Origin of the sequence: Nocardia sp. NPDC059154, assembly GCF_042755705.1 — a bacterium.
Taxonomy (GTDB): domain Bacteria; phylum Actinomycetota; class Actinomycetes; order Mycobacteriales; family Mycobacteriaceae; genus Nocardia.
The window spans coordinates 52,245-71,407 of record NZ_JBHZCS010000034.1 but is presented as its reverse complement, the minus strand read 5'-3'; the positions used below and the strand labels follow the sequence as shown (position 1 = coordinate 71,407).

The 19,163-nt window shown below is 68.4% G+C and carries 21 protein-coding genes; 7 read left to right on the top strand and 14 right to left on the bottom strand.

Annotated features, from left to right (window positions below):
- Positions 1-34 precede the first annotated feature (34 nt).
- Positions 35-1,219, top strand: coding sequence for a hypothetical protein (locus ACFXN1_RS27565; protein WP_379441093.1), 1,185 nt, complete (start codon positions 35-37; stop codon positions 1,217-1,219).
- A gap of 18 nt (positions 1,220-1,237) precedes the next feature.
- Here the strand turns inward: ACFXN1_RS27565 and ACFXN1_RS27560 are convergent, their stop codons facing one another.
- The 6 genes from ACFXN1_RS27560 to ACFXN1_RS27535 form a co-directional block, all read right to left on the bottom strand.
- The gene (locus ACFXN1_RS27560; RefSeq protein ID WP_379441092.1) at positions 1,238-1,750 is read right to left on the bottom strand and encodes a hypothetical protein; all 513 of its coding nucleotides are present in this window, start codon (positions 1,748-1,750) and stop codon (positions 1,238-1,240) included.
- A gap of 60 nt (positions 1,751-1,810) precedes the next feature.
- The gene (locus tag ACFXN1_RS27555) at positions 1,811-2,029 is read right to left on the bottom strand and encodes a hypothetical protein (protein ID WP_379441090.1); all 219 of its coding nucleotides are present in this window, start codon (positions 2,027-2,029) and stop codon (positions 1,811-1,813) included.
- A 227-nt stretch (positions 2,030-2,256) separates the two neighbouring features.
- Positions 2,257-3,915, bottom strand: a complete 1,659-nt coding sequence (locus ACFXN1_RS27550; protein ID WP_379441089.1) for an ABC transporter permease — start codon at positions 3,913-3,915, stop codon at positions 2,257-2,259.
- Positions 3,912-4,847 (bottom strand): ATP-binding cassette domain-containing protein, encoded by a 936-nt coding sequence (locus ACFXN1_RS27545; RefSeq protein ID WP_379441087.1) that lies wholly within the window; start codon positions 4,845-4,847, stop codon positions 3,912-3,914. Before ACFXN1_RS27545 ends, ACFXN1_RS27550 begins: the two co-directional genes overlap by 4 nt.
- A gap of 33 nt (positions 4,848-4,880) precedes the next feature.
- Positions 4,881-5,513: a TetR family transcriptional regulator gene (locus ACFXN1_RS27540; protein ID WP_379441086.1), complete on the bottom strand. Its 633-nt coding sequence runs from the start codon at positions 5,511-5,513 to the stop codon at positions 4,881-4,883.
- Between the two features lie 252 nt (positions 5,514-5,765).
- Complete coding sequence (locus tag ACFXN1_RS27535) at positions 5,766-6,413, bottom strand: O-methyltransferase (protein ID WP_379379867.1); 648 nt, start codon at positions 6,411-6,413, stop codon at positions 5,766-5,768.
- 233 nt (positions 6,414-6,646) lie between these two features.
- On the opposite strand from ACFXN1_RS27535, the gene sigE reads away from it, so the two are divergent.
- The 5 genes from sigE to ACFXN1_RS27510 all read left to right on the top strand — a co-directional run bounded on the left by sigE (position 6,647) and on the right by ACFXN1_RS27510 (position 10,904).
- Positions 6,647-7,339 carry an RNA polymerase sigma factor SigE gene (gene sigE, locus ACFXN1_RS27530; protein WP_379393974.1) on the top strand — a complete coding sequence of 231 codons (693 nt, stop codon included), beginning with the start codon at positions 6,647-6,649 and terminating at the stop codon, positions 7,337-7,339.
- Positions 7,340-7,431: 92 nt separating this feature from the next.
- Positions 7,432-7,836, top strand: a complete 405-nt coding sequence (locus ACFXN1_RS27525; protein WP_354833623.1) for a hypothetical protein — start codon at positions 7,432-7,434, stop codon at positions 7,834-7,836.
- 10 nt (positions 7,837-7,846) lie between these two features.
- Positions 7,847-9,394, top strand: a complete 1,548-nt coding sequence (locus tag ACFXN1_RS27520) for a S1C family serine protease (protein ID WP_379393972.1) — start codon at positions 7,847-7,849, stop codon at positions 9,392-9,394.
- Between the two features lie 176 nt (positions 9,395-9,570).
- The gene (tatB, locus tag ACFXN1_RS27515; RefSeq protein WP_379393970.1) at positions 9,571-10,008 is read left to right on the top strand and encodes a Sec-independent protein translocase protein TatB; all 438 of its coding nucleotides are present in this window, start codon (positions 9,571-9,573) and stop codon (positions 10,006-10,008) included.
- Between the two features lie 59 nt (positions 10,009-10,067).
- Positions 10,068-10,904 (top strand): hypothetical protein, encoded by an 837-nt coding sequence (locus tag ACFXN1_RS27510; RefSeq protein WP_379441085.1) that lies wholly within the window; start codon positions 10,068-10,070, stop codon positions 10,902-10,904.
- Between the two features lie 89 nt (positions 10,905-10,993).
- On the opposite strand, the gene ACFXN1_RS27505 is transcribed toward ACFXN1_RS27510, so the two are convergent.
- The 6 genes from ACFXN1_RS27505 to dapE form a co-directional block, all read right to left on the bottom strand.
- Complete coding sequence (locus tag ACFXN1_RS27505) at positions 10,994-11,917, bottom strand: glucosyl-3-phosphoglycerate synthase (protein WP_379441083.1); 924 nt, start codon at positions 11,915-11,917, stop codon at positions 10,994-10,996.
- Entirely contained in the window at positions 11,914-12,789 is an 876-nt protein-coding gene (gene folP / locus ACFXN1_RS27500) for a dihydropteroate synthase (RefSeq protein WP_379393966.1), read from the bottom strand. The genes ACFXN1_RS27505 and folP overlap by 4 nt, the downstream gene beginning before the upstream one ends.
- A gap of 74 nt (positions 12,790-12,863) precedes the next feature.
- Positions 12,864-14,633: a long-chain-acyl-CoA synthetase gene (locus ACFXN1_RS27495; protein WP_379441082.1), complete on the bottom strand. Its 1,770-nt coding sequence runs from the start codon at positions 14,631-14,633 to the stop codon at positions 12,864-12,866.
- 84 nt (positions 14,634-14,717) lie between these two features.
- Positions 14,718-15,269 (bottom strand): TIGR00730 family Rossman fold protein, encoded by a 552-nt coding sequence (locus ACFXN1_RS27490; protein ID WP_379441080.1) that lies wholly within the window; start codon positions 15,267-15,269, stop codon positions 14,718-14,720.
- On the bottom strand, positions 15,263-16,066 hold the full coding sequence (locus ACFXN1_RS27485; protein WP_379393960.1) for a TIGR00730 family Rossman fold protein: 804 nt from the start codon (positions 16,064-16,066) through the stop codon (positions 15,263-15,265). The genes ACFXN1_RS27490 and ACFXN1_RS27485 overlap by 7 nt, the downstream gene beginning before the upstream one ends.
- A 68-nt stretch (positions 16,067-16,134) precedes the next feature.
- Positions 16,135-17,238 (bottom strand): succinyl-diaminopimelate desuccinylase, encoded by a 1,104-nt coding sequence (gene dapE, locus ACFXN1_RS27480; RefSeq protein ID WP_379441079.1) that lies wholly within the window; start codon positions 17,236-17,238, stop codon positions 16,135-16,137.
- Between the two features lie 109 nt (positions 17,239-17,347).
- Here dapE and dapD point away from each other — a divergent pair, with 109 nt between their 5' ends.
- Positions 17,348-18,310, top strand: a complete 963-nt coding sequence (gene dapD, locus ACFXN1_RS27475; RefSeq protein WP_379393956.1) for a 2,3,4,5-tetrahydropyridine-2,6-dicarboxylate N-succinyltransferase — start codon at positions 17,348-17,350, stop codon at positions 18,308-18,310.
- A 59-nt stretch (positions 18,311-18,369) separates the two neighbouring features.
- Here the strand turns inward: dapD and ACFXN1_RS27470 are convergent, their stop codons facing one another.
- Together ACFXN1_RS27470 and ACFXN1_RS27465 are read right to left on the bottom strand one after the other, a co-directional pair.
- Positions 18,370-18,684, bottom strand: a complete 315-nt coding sequence (locus ACFXN1_RS27470; RefSeq protein WP_379393954.1) for a hypothetical protein — start codon at positions 18,682-18,684, stop codon at positions 18,370-18,372.
- A gap of 104 nt (positions 18,685-18,788) precedes the next feature.
- Positions 18,789-19,157, bottom strand: coding sequence for a PPOX class F420-dependent oxidoreductase (locus ACFXN1_RS27465; RefSeq protein WP_379393952.1), 369 nt, complete (start codon positions 19,155-19,157; stop codon positions 18,789-18,791).
- Positions 19,158-19,163 lie beyond the last annotated feature (6 nt).

The window sequence follows — 19,163 nt, the reverse complement described above, 5'->3', positions numbered from 1 at the left end:
GCCGCCGCCGACGGGCCGCGCGGGAGGGATCACCATGCGCCGTCCGGCACGTGTCGTCACCGCCATCACCTGCCTCGCCTTGACCGCCCTGCTGTCCGGATGCGGTAGGTCCGGCACCCCGGTTCCCGGTGAGCTGGACGTCCGCACCCTGGACACCGGGTCCTATCCGGTGAACCGCTACACCTACGACCGCAACAACGGCGGCAAGGGCAACACCCTCGAGGGCATCCGCATGACCGCGGCCATCGCCCCGGCGGTGAAGATCGACTCCCATCTCAATATCGGCCGCGGCGGCGTGGTGCTGTCCACGGTCGACGATGTGGTGAATGTCAGCCACCTGTCCTCGGCGGTCAAGAGCGTGCTGACCAACCGCGGCTTCGTGGCCGGTTTCGCGGCCAGCGGCTCGGACCGCGAGGACGTCAACGACAATCCGGATCCGAACGGCACCACCATCACCACCCGCGTGCTGCGCTTCCCGTCCGCCGACAATGCCAAGCTGGCCGCCCGCGAACTCGAGGACGCCGACTTCAATGTCGCGCTGAACGTGAACCAGAAGCTCACCCTGCCCGACTATCCGGACGCCTACGCGCACTGGCGGCCGGGCGTGCCGAACATCGGGTTGACCATGGCGCGCAAGGACTTCGTGATCTCGTTGTTCATCCTGCGCCCCAGCGCCGATCAGAAGGATCTGCTGTCCTGGGCCAAGAAGACCCTCGACGCCCAGGCCCCGACGCTGGACGCCTTCCAGGAGACCCCGAACGACCAGATCTCGCAGCTGCCGGTCGATCCCGATCGCCTGCTGGCCCGCACCCTGGTGACCGACCGCGACCACAAAACCGTCGATCCCGACAATTTCGCGGTGTTCCCGGCCAATTGGCTCATCCTGCCCTCCGACGACATGGCCTACTGGACCAAGCTGGTGTCCGATGGCGGTGCCGACGAGATGTCCAGCGCCGACGGTAATTTCGTCATCCGGCTGCGAGATGGCAAGGCGAGCACGGATTTCGTGACCGGCATGATCAGCAACCTGCAGGAGTCCGCGACCAGCGGGCCGGACAAGGTGCCCGACGTCAAGTGCGTGCACCGCACCTCGGACAAGACGCCGAGTCGCTGCTACGTCAGCTACAAGCAGTACGTGGGCGTGGTGAACGGGACCAATGATTCCGACGCCCAGAAGAAGGCGGCCGCGCAGTACGCGCTGCTGGCCAACAGCCTGTAGCGGATCCGGTGCGGCGCTTCAGAATCGGAGGACATCCGCGTCCAGCAGCCGCCAGGCGGCGGGCCGGGACACGGGACGGTGCGACCGCTCCTCGTGCGGCTGCGGAGTGACATCGGCCGGCGCTCGATCCCCGGCGCACCGGCAATCCGGCTCCGCTGCCGTGCAGTCCTTGTCGCAGGCGTCCGGGCGCACCGCGGCCGCGCTACGCGAGACCGCGTGCCCGGTGCGGGTGCGCCCGCTGCGCGGCGAACTGTCGTCACGGAACCAGTAGTCGCGAAAACCGAACGGCTGCAGCAGCGCTCGCAGGAAGGCCGCGCCGTCCTCGGGCAGCACGGTGCGGTTCTCGCCGAGAATGTCGACGCCCTGGTGGTACCAGACGCGGGCGACCAGTCCTTCGACCGGGTCCACCGTCCGGAAGGTGGCGCGACCGTCCGCGGCGAGCCGGAATTCGGCGATGCGCCGCCACTGCCCGGCCTCGCGGAAGTACAACCCGACCACGGCCGGGATCCGCTGCCCCATGGGTACCCCCACTCGTCGAACTATTCCCGTGGAGTATCCGCGCCGACGGTCCGGAAACCTCGATACGACCGTTCAGTTCGAATACCCGGGTACCGGAGTTCGCGCACCGCAGAACGGTTCACACGTACTGGTCGTCGTCGGCACGTACCGCGACGCGTGGTCGTCGAAACGGGCTCCGCTCACCAGTAGCAGTACCAGCAGCCCCACGCAGATGATGCTGCCGAAGAAAACCAGTGCGGGCCAGAGCCATCCGGCCGGTAGGTGTACCCCGAGGGCCAGTCCCTCGAACATATCCCCCACCTCCTAGCAAAAATCGATCCCCCTCTGCTGTACCACCGCGTCACCACGCGAATCCAGACCTCAGCACTGCCCCTGCACCGCCCACCCTGCCCGATCGCCGTACCCGCACCGGCAACTGAGGATTCGCCGGCGACGGAACGCGGCGCTACCCGGCACACCGGGTCACCGCGAACACCCGCACCGGCGGGTCCGGTGCGGGCGGTCGCGGAGGTGTCGCGCTAGGCGGATCGGAGGTCGCGGCGGCGGAATGCCATGAGCCCCACCGTGATCAATGCCACGTCCACGAGCACGAGCACCACCAGCGGGGTGGCGGTGAACGCCTCGCCGGGCACCTTCGGGGCGTGCTCGAACGGGTTCAGATCGCGGAACCACTGGGGTGCGCCCGCGAGCGAGCCCAGCAGGAAGACCGCGATGGCGGCGGTGAGGAAACCCCACGCCACGGTCGCCCAGCGTGGCAGCAGACCGAACAACAGGACGGTGATGGCGGTGAAGGTCCACACCGCAGGCACCTGCACCAGCGCGGCCCCCAGCACCTGACCGGTCTTCTGACCGACGTCACCGGCGGCGCGACCGTAGATCAGGCCGCCGAGCAGGCCCGACACCGCGAGCGCCAGGGCGGGTCCGAGCAGGGCGAACGTCAGATGCGAAGCCACCCAACGGGTTCGGGAGACCGCGCCGGTGAGCACGGCTTCCGCGTGCGCGGTGCTCTCCTCGGAGTGCAGCCGCAGCGCCGCCGACACCGAGTAGGCCGCCGCACCCAGCGCGACCATGGTGAACGCGTAGCTGATCAGCGACTTCTCCAGCGATTCGGAACCGCCCATGCGGGTGATCAGATCGCGAATGGTCTGGCTGCTGCCGAGTTGTTTGCCGACGCCGTTCGTCACGCTGCCGATCATCAACCCGTACAGCCCGAGTCCGACCGTCCAGGCCAGCAGCGTCCCGCGCTGCAGCCGCCAGGCGAGTCCGAGCGGGCCGCCCAGCGCGGGCCCGGCCACGAATGCGCCCGGCCGCTCCGCGATCAGGCCGGCACCGGTATCCCGGTGCGCCAGTAGGTAATACGCGACGACGGTCAGCACGGTCGCGGTGAGCAGGTGCAGCAGCAGCACCGCGAAGTGATCGCCCGCGAACGCCCGCACCTGCAGCGACCAGCCCTGCGGGGCCAGCCAGGTGAGCGGGCTGGTCGGGCCCGCCGCGGCACGCACGTCACCGACTGCGCGCAGCGTGTACGTCGCACCCAGCACCGCGAAGGCGATACCGCGCGCCACGCGGGCGCCGGCCGACAGCTGGGCGGCGATCGCGGCCACCGAGGCGAACACGATGCCCGACCCGGCCAGCGCCAGACCGAAGGCCAGCGAGCCGGAGCGCGGCACGGAAGTGCTCGCGATGCTGGCGAATCCGATCAGCCCGGTGGCCAGCGCGCCACCGTAGGCCACGATCAGCGCCGCGGTCAGTCCGGCGAACCGCCCGACCCGCGTCGAGGCCAGCAGTTCGGTACGCCCGGTCTCCTCGTCGGCCCGGGTGTGCCGGATGACGGTCAGGATGGTGGCCACGCCGATGAGCGTGAAGAACATCCCGGCCTTCCAGACGCCCGAGGCGCCGAGGCTGGTGTTGTAGATCGGCCCGTACATCGCCAGTTCGGCAGGGTTCGACAGGATGCCGTCAGCGAAGCCTTGGAAGTCGGCGGGCGTGTGGTAGATCTTCTCGAGGCTCTTGATGTACACACTGCCCAGCGGCAGCGACAGCAACAGCACCCACAGCGGCAGAATGATCCGGTCGCGCCGCAGATACAGCCGCAGCAGCTGCCAGGTCCCGGTGAAATCCCCCGCGAATGACGGCGTTTCGAACGCGCGGGGCGCGGTGGCGGTGACCGCGGTCATTTCGACACCCGCTCGCGCTCGTCGGCCGGAGCCCGACCATCGAGCGAATAGTGGCGCAGGAAAAGCTCTTCCAGCGTCGGCGGCTGGCTGACCAGGCTGCGCACACCGGCGTCGCCGAGCACCCGGATCAACTCACCCAGGTGTTCACTGTCCACCTGGGCGTGCAGGGTATTGCCCTCGACGCTGATGTCCTCGACTCCCGGGATGCGGCTGAGATCGCCTGGACTGCCGACCATTTCGGCGGTGATGGAGGTGCGCGAGAGATGCCGCATCTGGGCCAGCGTGCCGGTCTCGACGGTCTTGCCCGCCCGGATGATGGTCACCCGCTCGCACAGCCGCTCCACCTCGGACAGAATGTGGCTGGACAGCAGCACCGTGGTGCCGCGCGCCACCGCCTCGGCCACGCACTCGTTGAACACCTGCTCCATCAGTGGATCCAGGCCCGAGGTCGGCTCGTCCAGCAGGAACAGCCGGGCGTTCGACGAGAACGCCGACACCAGAGCCACTTTCTGCCGGTTGCCCTTGGAGTAGGTGCGCGCCTTCTTGCTCGGATCCAGCTCGAAACGCTGGATCAGCTCGGCGCGGCGATCCTGATCGATCCCGCCGCGCATGCGCGCCAGCAGATCGATGGTCTCACCGCCGGACAGCGACGGCCACAGCGTGACATCGCCCGGGACATAGGCGATGTCGCGGTGCAGCGCGACCGCGTCCCTCCACGGATCCCGGCCCAGCACCACGGCCTCACCGGAGGTGCGCGACAGGATGCCCAGCAGGATGCGGATGGTGGTGGACTTCCCGGCCCCGTTCGGCCCGAGGAAACCGTGCACCTCGCCCTCGGCGACCTCGAGGTCGAGACCGTCCAGGGCTCGCACCTGCCCGAAGTTCTTGTGCAGATCCCGGACTTCGATCACGGGATTGGCAGGAACGTTCATCGAATCTCCTTGTAGGAAAACGACGTTGATGGGTTATTGCTCAGCACTGGTCAATGCGTCCAGCGCCGTGGAATCGGCGAGCATGCCGTGGGTGTAGATCTCCAGCGCGGGCAGCATCATCCGGTCGGCGTATTCGCGCAGCGCCTTGCGGAAGTCGATGGGCCCCGGCTGTTCGGCCGCGTAGAGCTGCAGGAACATCATCATGCCGCCGCCGTTGTTGGTGGCCACGTAACGCGCGGTGGCCCGCACGTCGCGCATCGGCTTGATGGACCCGCCCGCGACGCCCGCGCGCAGGTACTGCTCGGTGTCCTCGACCATGTGCTCGAAGAAGGTCTTCATCAGCGACCCGCCCGCCTGGAAGCTGCGCATCAGGTAGGCCATGCCCGGGGCGAACTCCTCGATCTCGGCCAGCTGGCGCATGAGCCCGCCGGGCGAGGGGTTCTCGATGTACTCCATCTTGGCGGCCCGGATCGTTTCCCGGACCCACTCGTCGCACGCCTCCCGCAGCCCGTCCTTGGACCCGAAATGGTGATTGACCAGCCCGGCAGAGACTCCCGCCGCGGCCGCGATGGCCCGCACGCCGACCCCGAACCCTTGCTCCCCGAACACGGTGATCGCGGCGTCGCGAATCCGGGCCCGGGTTGTCAGATCGTCGGTTGAACGCATGTTTAATACCTTAAACACGTGTTCAAGTCGAAGGCAAGGGCCTTTCGGCTCGAGTCGAGAGGATTTACGAAATCCAGACGTCCGGGCACTTCGTCACCGGAGAATTTCCGCGCCGGGAAGGTTCTCCGACCACAGTTGTCGACACGCGGACTATCGCCGCGCGGAACCCCACGGCGGAATCGAATTCCACACCGGGCGTTGAGTTTTCACCCGCGCGAAGCGCAGAACCTCACCCGCGCAAGGCGCAGAATCTCACCCACGCGCAGCGCAGAGCAGCCCGTCGCCGACCGGGATCAGCACACTCGTCAGATCCGGATCCTCGGCGATCGCGCGGGTCGCCGCCCGCACGGCCATGGTCTGCGGGTCGCGCTGGGCGGGGTCCGGAACCCGGCCCCCGAGCAGGGCATTGTGCAGCAGGATCGCGCCGCCGTCCCGCAGCAGCCGCACTGCCTGCGCCACATACTGCGGGTGCTCGAGCGGCGCGGCATCGATGAAGACCAGGTCGTAGGCCCCATCCGCGAGCCGCGGCAGCACATCCAGGGCCCGCCCGTTGATGAGCCGGGTGCGCGCCGGCGCGATCTCGGCCGACCGGAACGCCTCGCGGGCCGCGCGCTGATGCTCGGGCTCGGAGTCGATGGTGGTCAGGGTGCCGTCCTCGCGCATGCCGTCCAGCAGCCACAGCCCGCTCACCCCGGCCCCGGTGCCGACCTCGACCACGGCCCGCGCCCCGAGCAGCTGGGAATACATGCTGAGCAGCGCGCCGACCGCCGGCGCGACCGGGGCCGCGCCGAGTTCGAGGGCGCGCTCGCGCGCACCGACGAGGATGTCGTCCTCGGCGACGGATTCCTCCACGTAGGCGAGGTTGCGCTGCAGGTTCTGTGCCGCGGGAGTCTGGCTCACGAAGTAGAGGCTAATGGCGATACAGCGGTAAGGCGTGGCGGTGACCGGCTGGTGTGGCGATTTTTCTCAGGTGTCCCTCAGCCTCTGCATACGGCGGCCTCATCACGACCCGCCAGAGTAATGCTCACGCCAGGCCAGCGACCGCGGGCTCGGAATCGGGAACAGCTGATCCAGCAGATTGGTTGTCCTCGATATCGGGTCCACGGTCCCGAGTAGGAGGTAACGCCATCCACATGGTCGACGCGGCGCGTGAACACGCCAACACTCTGCACCCGCAGATCAAGCCGCTGGACAGCGACACCACGCTGGACAGCGACCTTCTCCTGTCCCCCGCTGACGACGAGGCCGCCCTGTCCGGGACCGCAGCCTTCGACGCCACCGGCGATCGCTCCGTCATGCCGACCTGGGACGAGCTGGTCCGCGAGCACGCCGATCGCGTGTATCGCCTGGCCTACCGCCTCACCGGTGATCCGCAGGACGCCGAGGATCTGACCCAGGAAACCTTCATCCGGGTCTTCCGGTCCCTGCAGAACTATCAGCCCGGCACCTTCGAGGGCTGGCTGCACCGCATCACCACGAACCTGTTCCTGGACATGGTCCGCCGTCGCAACCGCATCCGCATGGAGGCGCTGCCGGAGGACTACGACCGGGTGCCCTCCGAGGGCCCGGATCCCGAGCAGGCCTATCACGACGCCAATCTGGATCCGGATCTGCAGTCCGCGCTGGACTCGCTGGCCCCGGAGTTCCGCGCCGCGGTCGTGCTCTGCGACATCGAAGGGCTGTCGTACGAGGAGATCGGCGCGACGCTGGGCGTCAAGCTGGGTACCGTGCGCAGCCGCATCCACCGAGGACGTCAGGCACTGCGCGAGCACCTCGAGCATAATGGGATTGAGCGGCGATTCGCCGCCACCGAAAACGTCGGGTGAGCCGCGGGCACTGCGCCCGCGCTTCCTGGACACCACGCCCGCGGGCAGGTGTCGCCCGAACAGCTCGAGTCGTCCGGAAGGGTGTGCAGCGTATGAGTGGCGAGGACCGACCGCACCGTCGTCCCCCGCGTTTCGCCCCCACCGAGCACCTGGCCAGTGAGGCCATCGCCGCCTATGTGGACGGCGAGCTGCGGATGAACGCGTACCTGCGTGCCGCCCACCACATTTCCGTGTGCCGCGAGTGCGCGGCCGAGGTGGATGCCCAGCAGCAGGCCCGGATCGCGCTGCGGCAGTCCTCGGATCAGATCTCCGCGCCGCTGAGCCTGCACGACACGCTCAGCCGGATTCCGCGGGCGTTGCTGCAGGAGTGCGGCAATCACCAGACTCCCGACCCCGCCGACCGCGATCGGGGTCCGCTGGCGCGCGGCATGAGTTCCTTCGGCCTGCGCCAAGATTCGTTCGACAGCAGGCGGTGGACCTCGTGGTGGCGCAAGTAGAGTCCATAGCGTGACCACCGAATCGAAGAACACGGGCCCGGGGCCCGAGCGGGATGCGGTTTCCGATTCGGCGGCCAATCGGGGGAACCTGAGGCCGTCGGACGCACCGGTGCTGGGGCCGCGGCCGGTCCTGCGGCCACATGTGGACACCCACACCGCGCGTGCCTTCCGCCGCCCGAACGGTCAGCACGGCTCGTTCGCCGCGCGACCGAAGGGTGCCGCCGGGGTCGCGCCGCATGGGGATACCGAGATTCAGAATCGCCCGCCGGACGCGGTGCTGGCGGAGGCGTTCGGCCGTCCGGAGGGTTCGACCGACCTGCTGCAGCGGGACCCGGAGGCAAAGACCGAGACGACCGCCCCGGCTGCGCCCGCCGATCCGTGGCGGGACCCGAATTCGGCCGCGCGCCTGGGCACTCCGGCCGTGGCGCAGGCCCGGCCGCAGGCGCTGACGCCCGGACCCAAGCTGGGTGCGCGGGAGGTGCTGTTCGGTGGCCGGGTGTCCTGGCAGGCGCTGGCGCTGCTCGCGGTCATCGCGGCGGTCATCGGTTTGCTCGGCGGGTTCGTCGGGGCGTTCACCGGCTCGTCGGCCTCCGCGCTGACCTCACGCAAGGTGGCGCTGCAGTCCGCGCCCGCACCCAGCGAATCGCACAACCAGATCACCAAGGTGGTCAATGCCGTCATGCCCGCGGTGGTCACCGTCCGGGCGTGGCTGGGCGACACCGGATCCACAGGGTCGGGCGTGGTGATCGACGGGGCCGGCTACATCGTCACCAACAACCACGTGATATCGCTGGCCGCCAATGACAAGTCGGGCAAGGCCAAGCTGGATGTGGTGTTCTCCGACGGCTCGCGGGTGCCGACCCAGATCGTCGGCCGCGACACCAAGTCGGACCTGGCGGTGCTCAAGGTCGACGTGAAGAACCTGTCGGTGATCCAGCTCGGCAATTCCAATGACGTGCAGGTCGGCGACGACGTGCTGGCCCTGGGTTCACCACTGGGCCTGGAGAAGACGGTCACCTCCGGCATCGTGTCGGCGCTGCACCGGCCGGTGAAGGTGGGCGGCGAGGGCACCGACACCGATGCCACCCTGGACGCTGTGCAGACCGACGCCGCCATCAACCACGGCAACTCCGGTGGCGCGCTGGTGGATATGCAGGGCCGGCTGATCGGCATCAACTCGGCCATCAAGTCCGAGAGCGGCGGTTCGGTGGGCCTGGGCTTCGCGATTCCGGTGGACCAGGTCAAGCGGATCTCACAGGCATTGATCCGCGACGGCTCGGTGCACCACCCGCGGCTGGGAGTCAGCGCCAAGACCAAGATCGTCGCCAATGACGTGATGAGCGGCGCGGCGGTGGCCGATGTGCAGGCCGGTAGCCCGGCGGCCAAGGCGGGCATCGTGGAGGGCGACGTGATCGTGAAGGTCGGCGATCGCGATGTGTCGGGTCCGGAGGAACTGACGGTTGCGGTGCAGTCGCACGAGATCGGGCAGACCGTGACGGTGCGCCTGATTCGCGACGGCCGCGAGGTCGATGTCCCGGTCACCCTGGAATCGGACTGATGGACACCACCTGAAAAATAGAACGACCCAGAGTTCGCGGCCCGCCCCGGTCTGGACCGACGGAGCGGGGGAGCGAACGGCTCCATAGACCTGCGCCTTGGAGGAGCGGAGGAGGGAAGACCGGGGTAACAGGGCCGCGAACCGCCTGGAGCGAAGCGGAAGGCAAAATAGACACTGTGTTCAGCAATATCGGCTGGGGCGAGATGCTCATTCTGCTCGTCGCCGCACTTGTGATTCTGGGTCCGGAGCGTCTGCCCGGCGCCGTTCGCTGGACCGCGCACGCTCTCAAACAGGCGCGCGATTACGCTACCGGCGCGACTCAGCAATTGCGCAGTGAGCTCGGCCCGGAATTCGACGAGATCCGGAAACCGTTGGAGCAGTTGAACGAACTGCGCAGTATGAATCCGCGATCCATGGTCACCAAACACCTGCTCGACGGGGACGATTCGATCCTGAACAGCTTCAATGACCTGACCAGTTTCGACAAGCCGGTGAGCTCCCCGAACAGCGGAAACGGTTACACCAACAGCGGATCCGGCCCGGTTTCGATGCCGAAGGAACAAAAACCGCTGGAGCGCAACGAACGTCCGCCGGTGGATCCGGACGCCACTTGAGATCAAATATGTCGAGCGTACTTGACGCATGATGCTGTCCAGCTATCTAGACTGCGCACATGTCGGCCGACGAGGTGGCCCGGGTATTCGCGATCGAGGACAAGGTCGAACGCCTGAAAGCCGCCACCGAAGGCGTGGCAGCCGCGCAGCAGCAGATCAATGAGCTGACTCGCATCCGCCGCGCCGTCATCCGCGAACTGCATGCCGAGGGCTGGACGTTCGCGAGAATAGGTGCGGCCGCGGGACTTTCCCGCGCCCGCATTCACCAGGTGAGTACTCAAGGGCCAGTACCGGAAGGTTTGTTCTTCGGGCACGGGCCGCTCACCATCCTCACCCCGGACGTTCGCAGCACGACGCGCGCCATCGCCGTCGTGGGTGCGCCCGATGCCGCGGCGCCGCACCGGCTGGTCGAGCTACTGCGGGAACTCGGCTTCACCGCCAATGTCCAGCGCTTCCTGCCGGGCCGTCCACTCGACCTCGACCGGGACGGCCTGATCGTGCTCGGCGGGCCCGAATTGTCGCCCAGTCTGCGGTATCTCGTGGCCGCGGACCCGCGCCTGCGCCGCACGGTGGCGCGCGCCGGGCGGGTACGCCGGGGCATCGAGGACCGGGCCGCCCGCCGCGTCTACCGCCCGGGCGGCACCGAGCCCTACGACATCGCCTACCTGGCCCGCCTCCCCCGCCCGGACGGCAAGGGCAGCGTGCTGGTCATCGACGGCCTGCACCCGCCCGCCTCGCTGGGCGCGATCCGGTTGCTGGCAACCAGACTCGCGACCCTGCACGAGCGCGCGAGCACCCATCCGTTCTCGGCGGTGGTCGGTGTCCGGTACGACCGCTCCACCGGCGAACCGATCGAGGCCGACCTGCTGACGCCGATCTACCGCCACGACCGCTAGCCGGATCCATGGCCGACATGATGGCGCGCAACGGAATCCAGCGAGGTGGCGCGGGCGAGGGCAGTGCGCCGCCGCCCGGCCCCTCGAGGTCAGGCGGCGGCCTCCTCCGGGCGGAGGGTGTTCATCGGGGGTCGGTCGGCCAGCGAGACTTCGGTGGCGTGGGCGATGAATTCGCCTGCGACCATGGGGAACTGGGTCAGGGCTGCGCCGGAGTCCTGAATTCCGCTGCGGCCCAGGACGGTGCCCAGGATCTGGCGGCTCATGACGCCCAGGTCGGCCAGCGGGCGGTTGCGGTGCTGGCGGACGCCGAGATTGACCTGGCCGATGCTGGACAGGCCCAGCATGTCGTAAGTGTCGAGCAGCAGCCCGATTTCGACGCCGTAGCCCGGCGCGAACGGTACCGAGGTGAGCAGTTCGCGGGTGCCGGCGTACTCACCGCCCAAGGGCTGCAGCACATTCGACAGTTCGGGCCGCAGCGCGGCCAGCAGCGGGCGGGCCACCAGTTCGGTGACGCGGCCGCCGCCGTGGTGGTCCACCGATTCGCCGGTGCGCAGCGGGCGGCGGTAGTACGCCTTGACCAGGTGCATGCCGTCGACGGTGAGCAGCGGGCCCAGCAGCCTGGGGACGAAGTTGGGGTCGGGGTCGATGAGATCGGAGTCCACGAAGGCGATGATGTCGCCGCTGGTGACCGCCAGCGAGCGCCACAGGCATTCGCCCTTGCCGGGTACGGGGTCGAGTTCGGGGACGGCTTGTTCGCGGGTCACCACGGTGGCTCCGGCCGCCCGTGCACGGGCGGCGGTGGCGTCGGTGGACCCGGAGTCGAGGACGACGAGTTCGTCCACCAGCGTGCCGAGCAGGGGCCGGATGCTGGCCACCACGGCGGCGACGGTGGCTTCCTCGTTGAGGGCGGGCAGCACCACCGAGACGGTGCGGTCGCCCTTGGCGGCGGTGAGTTCCGCCACCGTCCAGTCGGGGCTGTCGAAGGTGTTGGTGTTCACCCAGTCTGTTTTCATGCGAGACCTCGCAGGGTACGGGCGGGTGGGCGGTGACCCTGGATGGCGGCGATCATGTCCACCACCCGGCGGGTGTGAGCCACCTCGTGCACTCGAAAGACGCGAGCACCCGCGGCGGCCGACCAAGCAGTCGCTGCCAATGTGCCCTCCAATCGTTCGGACAGCTCGACGACACCAAGAGTCTCTCCGATGAAATCCTTATTGCTCAGCGCCATCAAGACGGGCCATCCGGTTTTCACAAGAACGTCTATCGCACGCAACAATTCGAGCCCGTGATAGGTGTTTTTGCCGAAATCATGGGTCGGATCGATCAAAATCGAGTCCTTGGCCACCCCTGCCGCCGCAGCATTTTCGGCCGCGGCCACCACCGTCTCGGTGACCTGGGTCACCACATCCGTGTACCGGACCCGGTGCGGACGGGTCCGAGGAATCGCACCCCCGGTGTGTGAGCACACAATTCCTACGCCCAGTTCGGCGGCGACGCCGACCAGATCCGGGTCCGCCCCCGCCCAGGTGTCGTTGATCAGATCCGCGCCCTCGGCGACCGCGGCCCGGGCCACGTCGGCACGCCAGGTGTCCACACTGATGAGCAGATCCGGGTAGCGCTCGCGGATGGCCGCCACGAACGGCACCACCCGGCGGGCCTCCTCGACGTTGTCCACCTCGGCGCCCGGACCGGCCTTGACCCCGCCGATATCGACCAGATCCGCGCCCTCGGCGACGGCCCGGTCGACGGCCCGCATAGCGGCCTCGTCGCTGAACGTCGCGCCTCGGTCATAGAAGGAGTCCGGCGTCCGGTTCACGATCGCCATGACAAGCGCCCGATCCGTCGCCACCGGCTTCCCGCACAATGTCGGCAACGGCGCACACATGCCCTCGACTGTACCGAGGGCTGTGGCACCGCTGCTGGGCAGCCGACCGGAACCGGGCTCCGACCGGCTGCTGTTCAGTTGCCGGGCGCGCGCCCCGCGGCGACGTCGGCGGCGTATTCGGAGTACGCGGGAACGTAGCCCTCGGTGCGGCCCGCGAGGACGTAGAGGGTGCTCTCGTCGTCGGGGGTGTAGCCCTGCTTGCGCAGTTCCACCTTCCGGTTCTTGAAGGTGGAGGTCTGCTCCAGCTCCGGCACCACGCGGATGAACAGCGGCACGGCGTAGGTCGGCAGATGGTCGTAGAGCACCTTGGCGGCGACCTTGCCGTCGAAGTGCCCACCCTCGTGCAGCGTCACCGCGGCCATGCCCGCCTTGCCGTCGGTGCCCGGGATGTCGACGCCGAAAACGACCGCCTGCGTGACGGAGTCGATGCCGTCGAAGGCGCCCTCGACCTCGGTGGTGGCGACGTTCTCGCCCTTCCAGCGGAAGGTGTCGCCGAGGCGGTCCACGAACGCGATGTGGCCCCAGCGCTGGTCGCGCACCAGGTCGCCGGTGTCGAACCAGCAGTCGCCCGGCTCGAAACCGTCTCGCACGAGCTTGGATTCGGTGGCGGAGGCGTCGGTGTAGCCGTCGAAGGGCGAGCTCGTGGTGACCTTGGCGAGCAGCAGCCCGACCCCGCCCGGCGGCACCCGGCGCAGGCGGCCGTCCGGGTGGCGCAACGCCCTGCCGGTGGCGTCGTCGTATTCGACGATGGCGAAGGGCAGCGGGGTGAAGCCGGCGGTCCGCGCAACCGAGAAGGCGTTGATGAAGGCGACGTTTCCCTCACTGGCCCCGTAGAACTCGACGATCCGCTCGATGCCGAAGCGCTGCTGGAACTCGTCCCAGAGCTCGGGCCGCAGGCCGTTGCCGACGCAGAGCCGGACGGTGTGCGCGCGGTCGGCGGGCTTGGCCGGCTGATTGAGCAGGTAGCGGCACAGCTCACCGATGTAGATGAAGGCGGTGGCCTGATTGGCGATGGCCTCGTCCCAGAAGCGGGTGGCCGAGAACTTCCGGCCCAGCGCGAAGGTCGCACCGCCCGCGATCACCGAGGACAGCGCCACCGTGAGCGCGTTGTTGTGGTAAAGCGGCAGACAGCAGTACAGCGTGTCCCGGCCGTCGAGCCGGACGCCGAGCCCGCCGATGCCGGCCATGGACTTGGTCCAGCGCAGGTGGGTCATGACACTGGCCTTGGGCAGCCCGGTGGTGCCGGAGGTGAAGATCAGGTAGGCGCGTTCCTTGGCGGTGATCTGTTCGGTCACAGCGGGATTCGAGGCGTCGGCGGTGCGGGCCTCGGCGGCCAGCTGCTCGGACCAGAGCAGGGCGGGCCGGGCCTCGGTGAGGGTGTCGAGGGCGTCGGCGCACTCCTCGCCGATCACGTCCAGCACCGAGTTCAGCAGCCCGAAACTGTGCTGCAGCACCACGTCCCGCTGATTGTGGTTGAGCAGGCCCGCGGTGGCGCCGAGTTTCACGGTGGCGAGCACGGTGAACAGCGCCTCGGCGCGATTGACCATCAGGATGCCGACCACGTCGCCGCGCTCGACCCCATGCGCGGCGAGTACCTTCGCGTACCGGTTGACCTCGGAGTTGGCCTCGCCCCAGGTGTACACGCGCCCTTCGAATTTCAGGAAGGGCCGGTCCGGGTGCCTGGCCGCGCCGCGCTGGAAGAACAGCCCGATGGACGCCTTGTCGCCGGATTTCACCAGCATGTGCACAACATTGCGGAGCATGCCGGGGGCCTGCATCGCCATGCCGGGCAGACCGCGGACCAGGTCGAGCAGGCTCACCGTCGAACGGACATCGGTATTCACTTCGCTGTGCTCCTCGCGCTCACGTCCCCCGGTGCCCACCCTTACCGATTCGCCCGATCTTGTCGAGTGAAACCAGCTGGTTTCTCAACGGCTGGGGCGCAGCGCCTCGAACGCGGAGTCGAAGTCCTTGGTCACCAGCACCCGATCGATCGCTTCGCGGCCCGCGTATCCGCGCAGCCGCAGCCCCCCGACCCACTCGAACAGGCCCGCGTAGTGGTCCTGCGGATCGAGCACCACCACCGGCTTGGCATGCACGCCCAGGTAGGCCCCGGTCCAGGTCTCGAAGAGTTCCTCGAGCGTGCCGATGCCGCCGGGCAGCGTCAGGAAGGCGTCGGCGCGGTCGTCCATGACCTGTTTACGCTCGCGCATGGTGTCGGTGACGATCAGCTCGTCGGCGTCGGTGTCGGCGACCTCGCGGTGCACCAGCTTCTTGGGGATCACCCCGACGGTCCTGGCCCCGGCGGCCCGGGCCGCCTGCGCGACCGCGCCCATCATGGACACATTGCCGCCGCCGGACACCAATTGCCAACCGCGACGGCCGATCTCGTCGCCCACCCGGGTGGCCAGATCGAGCGCCACCGGATCGTCCACGCTGGCCGAGCAGTACACGCAGACCGCGTAGGCGGTGCTCACCACTGATCCTCCACGCCCGCCTCGTCCAGCTCACGGCGCGCGTGCGCGGCCTCCACCACGATCCGCACCACCTCGTCCACGCTGTCCGTGATGTGCAGCAGCCCCAGGTCGCCGGGGGCGACCTTGGCCGTGCCGAGCAGCGAGTCGCGCATCCAATCCATCAGTCCCGCCCAGTATTTGGTGCCGAACAGGATGATCGGGAAGCGGGTGATCTTGCGGGTCTGCACCAGGGTCAGCGCCTCGAACAGTTCGTCGAGGGTGCCGAAACCGCCGGGCAGGCAGACGAATGCCTGGGCGTACTTCACGAACATGGTCTTGCGCGCGAAGAAGTACCGGAAATTGATGCCGAGGTCGACCCACTCGTTGAGGTGCTGCTCGAAGGGCAGCTCGATACCGAGACCGATGGAGTATCCGCCCGCCTCCGACGCACCCCGGTTGGCCGCCTCCATGGCGCCCGGTCCGCCGCCGGTGATGACCGCGAAACCGGCTCGGGCCAAGGCACTTCCGATGGCCATGCCGGCCTGGTATTCAGCCGACTCGGCGGGGGTGCGGGCGGAGCCGAAGACCGCCACCGCGGCCGGCGCCTCCGCCAAAGCGCCGAAGCCCTCGACGAATTCGGCCTGGATGCGCAATACACGCCAGGGGTCGGTGTGCACCCAGTCGGCCGGCCCGCGCTCGTCCAGCAGATGCTGATCGGTGGTGCCTATCCCCTTCTTGCGATCCCGCCGCAGCATGATCGGCCCGCGGAATCGTGGCGTCTTAGGCGAACGCACACCCTCGTACTCGGCGTCAGCAGACATGCAGCCAACCGTACAGGGAGCGGGTGACCCCCGCCGGTCGCTCGATCAGCGGGGTGTTGAACAACTGCTCAGTCTTTGGCGCCGGTGAGGTAACTGCGCAGCATCGACGTCACCTGGGTGATCTGCTCGACGGGCAGGTGCTCGTCGCGCTTGTGGGCCAGATTCGGGTCGCCCGGGCCGAAATTGACCGCCGGGATGCCGCGGGCGGCGAACCGCGAGACATCTGTCCAGCCGTACTTGGCGCGGACGCCGCCGCTGCCGTGCGCGTGCGCGATCTCGATGAGGTCCTTGGCAGCCGGATTGGACAGGCCGGGCAGGGCGCCGGGCGCGCCGTCGGTGCGCTCGAAATCCAGTTCCAGACCCGCGAATACCTCACGCACGTGCTCGGTGGCCTGATCGAGGGTGCGGTCGGGGGCGAAGCGGAAGTTCACGTCCACGGTGGCCACGTCCGGCACCACATTGCCGGCCACGCCGCCCTCGACGCGGACCGCGGACAGGCCCTCGCGGTAAGTGCAACCGTCGATCTCGACCGCGCGCGCCCGGTAGCGGGCCAGCCGCTCCAGGATCGGGGCGAGACGGTGAATGGCGTTGTCCCCCAGCCAGGCTCGCGCGGTGTGCGCACGCACGCCGGAGGTGGTCAGCCGCACCCGCAGGGTGCCCTGGCAGCCCGCCTCGATCCAGCCGCCGGAGGGCTCGCCGAGAATGGCCAGATCGCCCGCGAGCCACTCGGGCAGTTCGCGTTCGATGCGGCCCAGGCCGTTGAACTCGGCCGCGATCTCCTCGCAGTCGTAGAAGATCAGGGTCAGGTCGTGGACCGGATCGGCCACGGTGGCCGCCAGGTGCAGGAAGACCGCGTCACCGGACTTCATGTCGACGCTGCCGCAACCCCATAGCTGCCGTTCGCCGTCCGCGGTGGTCTCGAAGTGGCCGGGGACATTGTCGGCGATGGGCACGGTGTCCAGATGCCCGGCGAGAATGACGCGAGTGGGCAGCCCCCGATTGGTGCGCGCCAGCACGGTATTGCCGTGCCGCAGGATTTCGAATCCGGTGGTCTGTTCGTGCAGCGCCGTTTCGACGATGTCGGCGATGACCTTCTCGTTCTTCGACACGCTCGGAATGTCCACGAGCGCGGCGGTGAGTGAAATGGGGTCGGCACTCAGATCGATGGTCACTTGATCCACCATAAAGGAGGAATAACCTCCGCTCTTCGCACGGCCGCTGCGTTGGCACAAATCGGCACCGCATGCGTTATGAATTCACAGCCCGGTAACGTAGGGGGACGTGAGTACACAGGGAGCATCTGCAGTCGGCCTAGCCACCATCACAGTCAACGGCACAGTCCTGGACACCTGGTACCCGTATCCCAGCCTCGGGACCTTCTCCGCCGACGAGGTCGGCACCGTCCGGCTCGACGCCTCGGATCCCGAATTCGCGAAGTTCGCCGCGTCGGTCGGCACGGACGAGGCACGCCGCGTGGAGGTCGTCGCGGTGCGCACCGTCATCGCCGATCTGGCCGCCGCGCCGATCGACACGCACGACGCCTACCTGCGTCTGCACCTGATCTCGCACCGGCTGATCCGCCCGCACGGCGCGAACCTGGACGGCATCTTCGGCCTGCTGGCCAATGTGGTGTGGACCAACCACGGCCCCTGCTCCAACGAGGAATTCGAGCTGACCCGGCTGAAGCTGCACGCCCGCGGCCAGGTCACCGTGTACGGCGTGGACAAGTTCCCGCGCCTGGTCGACTACGTGCTGCCGTCGGGGGTGCGCATCGCCGACGCCGACCGGGTGCGGCTGGGCGCGCACCTGGCCTCGGGCACCACGGTCATGCACGAGGGCTTCGTCAACTTCAATGCCGGCACGCTCGGCAATTCCATGGTGGAGGGCCGGATCTCGGCCGGTGTGGTGGTCGGCGACGGCTCCGACGTCGGCGGCGGCGCGTCCATCATGGGCACCCTGTCCGGCGGCGGCAAGCAGGTCATCTCGCTCGGTGAGCGCTGCCTGCTGGGCGCGAACTCGGGCCTGGGCATCTCGCTCGGCGACGACTGCGTGGTGGAGGCGGGCCTGTACGTCACCGCCGGCACCAAGGTCGCGCTGCCGGACGGCGCGGTCGTGAAGGCCGGTGAGCTGTCGGGCAAGTCGAACCTGCTGTTCATCCGCAACTCGCTGACCGGCGCGGTCGAGGTCAGGCCCCGCAAGGGCACCGGTATCGAGCTGAACGCGGCGCTGCACGCCAACGACTGACTCCAGTGCCGCGAAAACCCCTGCCGGCTCGCGCCGCAGGGGTTTTCGTCATTTCGCGCTCAGTGGTAGAGGCCGCACCAGGGCGCCGCGGAGCCGTCCATGACGGGGAACGGGATGCCGCCGGAGTTGCACTGGCCCGACCCGGTCTGGAACGCCTTGATCAGGTTCGACGAGCCGGTGGACGACGGGTCGAAGGATCCGGTGCCGGTGGGCCCGGTGTTCACCGAGCCGGTGCCGGTGGTGCCGGCGATCTGCTCGGCCGGCTGCTGCATGGGGGTGAGGGGCAGCGCATCGGCGGTGGCCGCGGCGGCGGGAGCGAGCAGGCCGGCGAAGACGGCGGCGGCCGCCACGGTGGTGCGCAGAGAGGTGTGCATCGAGCGAATCTCCTTGGGAACGTGACTATTTCGCTTCACGTAAGCTAGAGGTTCGCTCACGGACCCGACGAGACCCCGAAACCTCCGGCACCGGAACTCCGGTGTCAGAGGCCGAAGGCGATGACCCGTTCGGGGGTGATGCGGATCAGCTCCGGGGACAGGCCCGGGTACCACGGCTCCACGTCCCGCAACGCCTGCGCGGTGCCGCGGATTTCGAGGCACCGCACCGTCCAGGGATCGACGGAGGGGACGTCGTCGACCACGAAGGCGACCCGCTCCTCCTTCAGCAGATTGCGGAACTTCTGGCTCGCGCCCAGATCGCGTCCACCGATGTCGATGGTGCCCAGGGCCGGGTTGTAGCGGAAGCCCACCGGATTGTTCTGCGGTGAGCCGTCGGGACGGATGGTGGCCAGCCGCCCCAGTCGCTGGCTGTTCAGGTACTCGATCTGGGCGGGCGACAGAGATGCGGTCATACCGAT

What these genes read in the sequence shown, in the direction of transcription:
- folP (WP_379393966.1), bottom strand. Translation starts at nt 12,789, where the DNA reads ATGTGTGCGCCGTTGCCGACATTGTGCGGGAAGCCGGTGGCGACGGAT.
- ACFXN1_RS27565 (WP_379441093.1), top strand. Translation starts at nt 35, where the DNA reads ATGCGCCGTCCGGCACGTGTCGTCACCGCCATCACCTGCCTCGCCTTG.
- ACFXN1_RS27485 (WP_379393960.1), bottom strand. Translation starts at nt 16,066, where the DNA reads ATGTCTGCTGACGCCGAGTACGAGGGTGTGCGTTCGCCTAAGACGCCA.
- ACFXN1_RS27545 (WP_379441087.1), bottom strand. Translation starts at nt 4,847, where the DNA reads ATGAACGTTCCTGCCAATCCCGTGATCGAAGTCCGGGATCTGCACAAG.
- ACFXN1_RS27540 (WP_379441086.1), bottom strand. Translation starts at nt 5,513, where the DNA reads ATGCGTTCAACCGACGATCTGACAACCCGGGCCCGGATTCGCGACGCC.
- ACFXN1_RS27550 (WP_379441089.1), bottom strand. Translation starts at nt 3,915, where the DNA reads ATGACCGCGGTCACCGCCACCGCGCCCCGCGCGTTCGAAACGCCGTCA.
- ACFXN1_RS27470 (WP_379393954.1), bottom strand. Translation starts at nt 18,684, where the DNA reads ATGCACACCTCTCTGCGCACCACCGTGGCGGCCGCCGCCGTCTTCGCC.
- ACFXN1_RS27505 (WP_379441083.1), bottom strand. Translation starts at nt 11,917, where the DNA reads ATGAAAACAGACTGGGTGAACACCAACACCTTCGACAGCCCCGACTGG.
- ACFXN1_RS27525 (WP_354833623.1), top strand. Translation starts at nt 7,432, where the DNA reads ATGAGTGGCGAGGACCGACCGCACCGTCGTCCCCCGCGTTTCGCCCCC.
- sigE (WP_379393974.1), top strand. Translation starts at nt 6,647, where the DNA reads ATGGTCGACGCGGCGCGTGAACACGCCAACACTCTGCACCCGCAGATC.
- ACFXN1_RS27555 (WP_379441090.1), bottom strand. Translation starts at nt 2,029, where the DNA reads ATGTTCGAGGGACTGGCCCTCGGGGTACACCTACCGGCCGGATGGCTC.
- ACFXN1_RS27465 (WP_379393952.1), bottom strand. Translation starts at nt 19,157, where the DNA reads ATGACCGCATCTCTGTCGCCCGCCCAGATCGAGTACCTGAACAGCCAG.
- ACFXN1_RS27510 (WP_379441085.1), top strand. Translation starts at nt 10,068, where the DNA reads ATGTCGGCCGACGAGGTGGCCCGGGTATTCGCGATCGAGGACAAGGTC.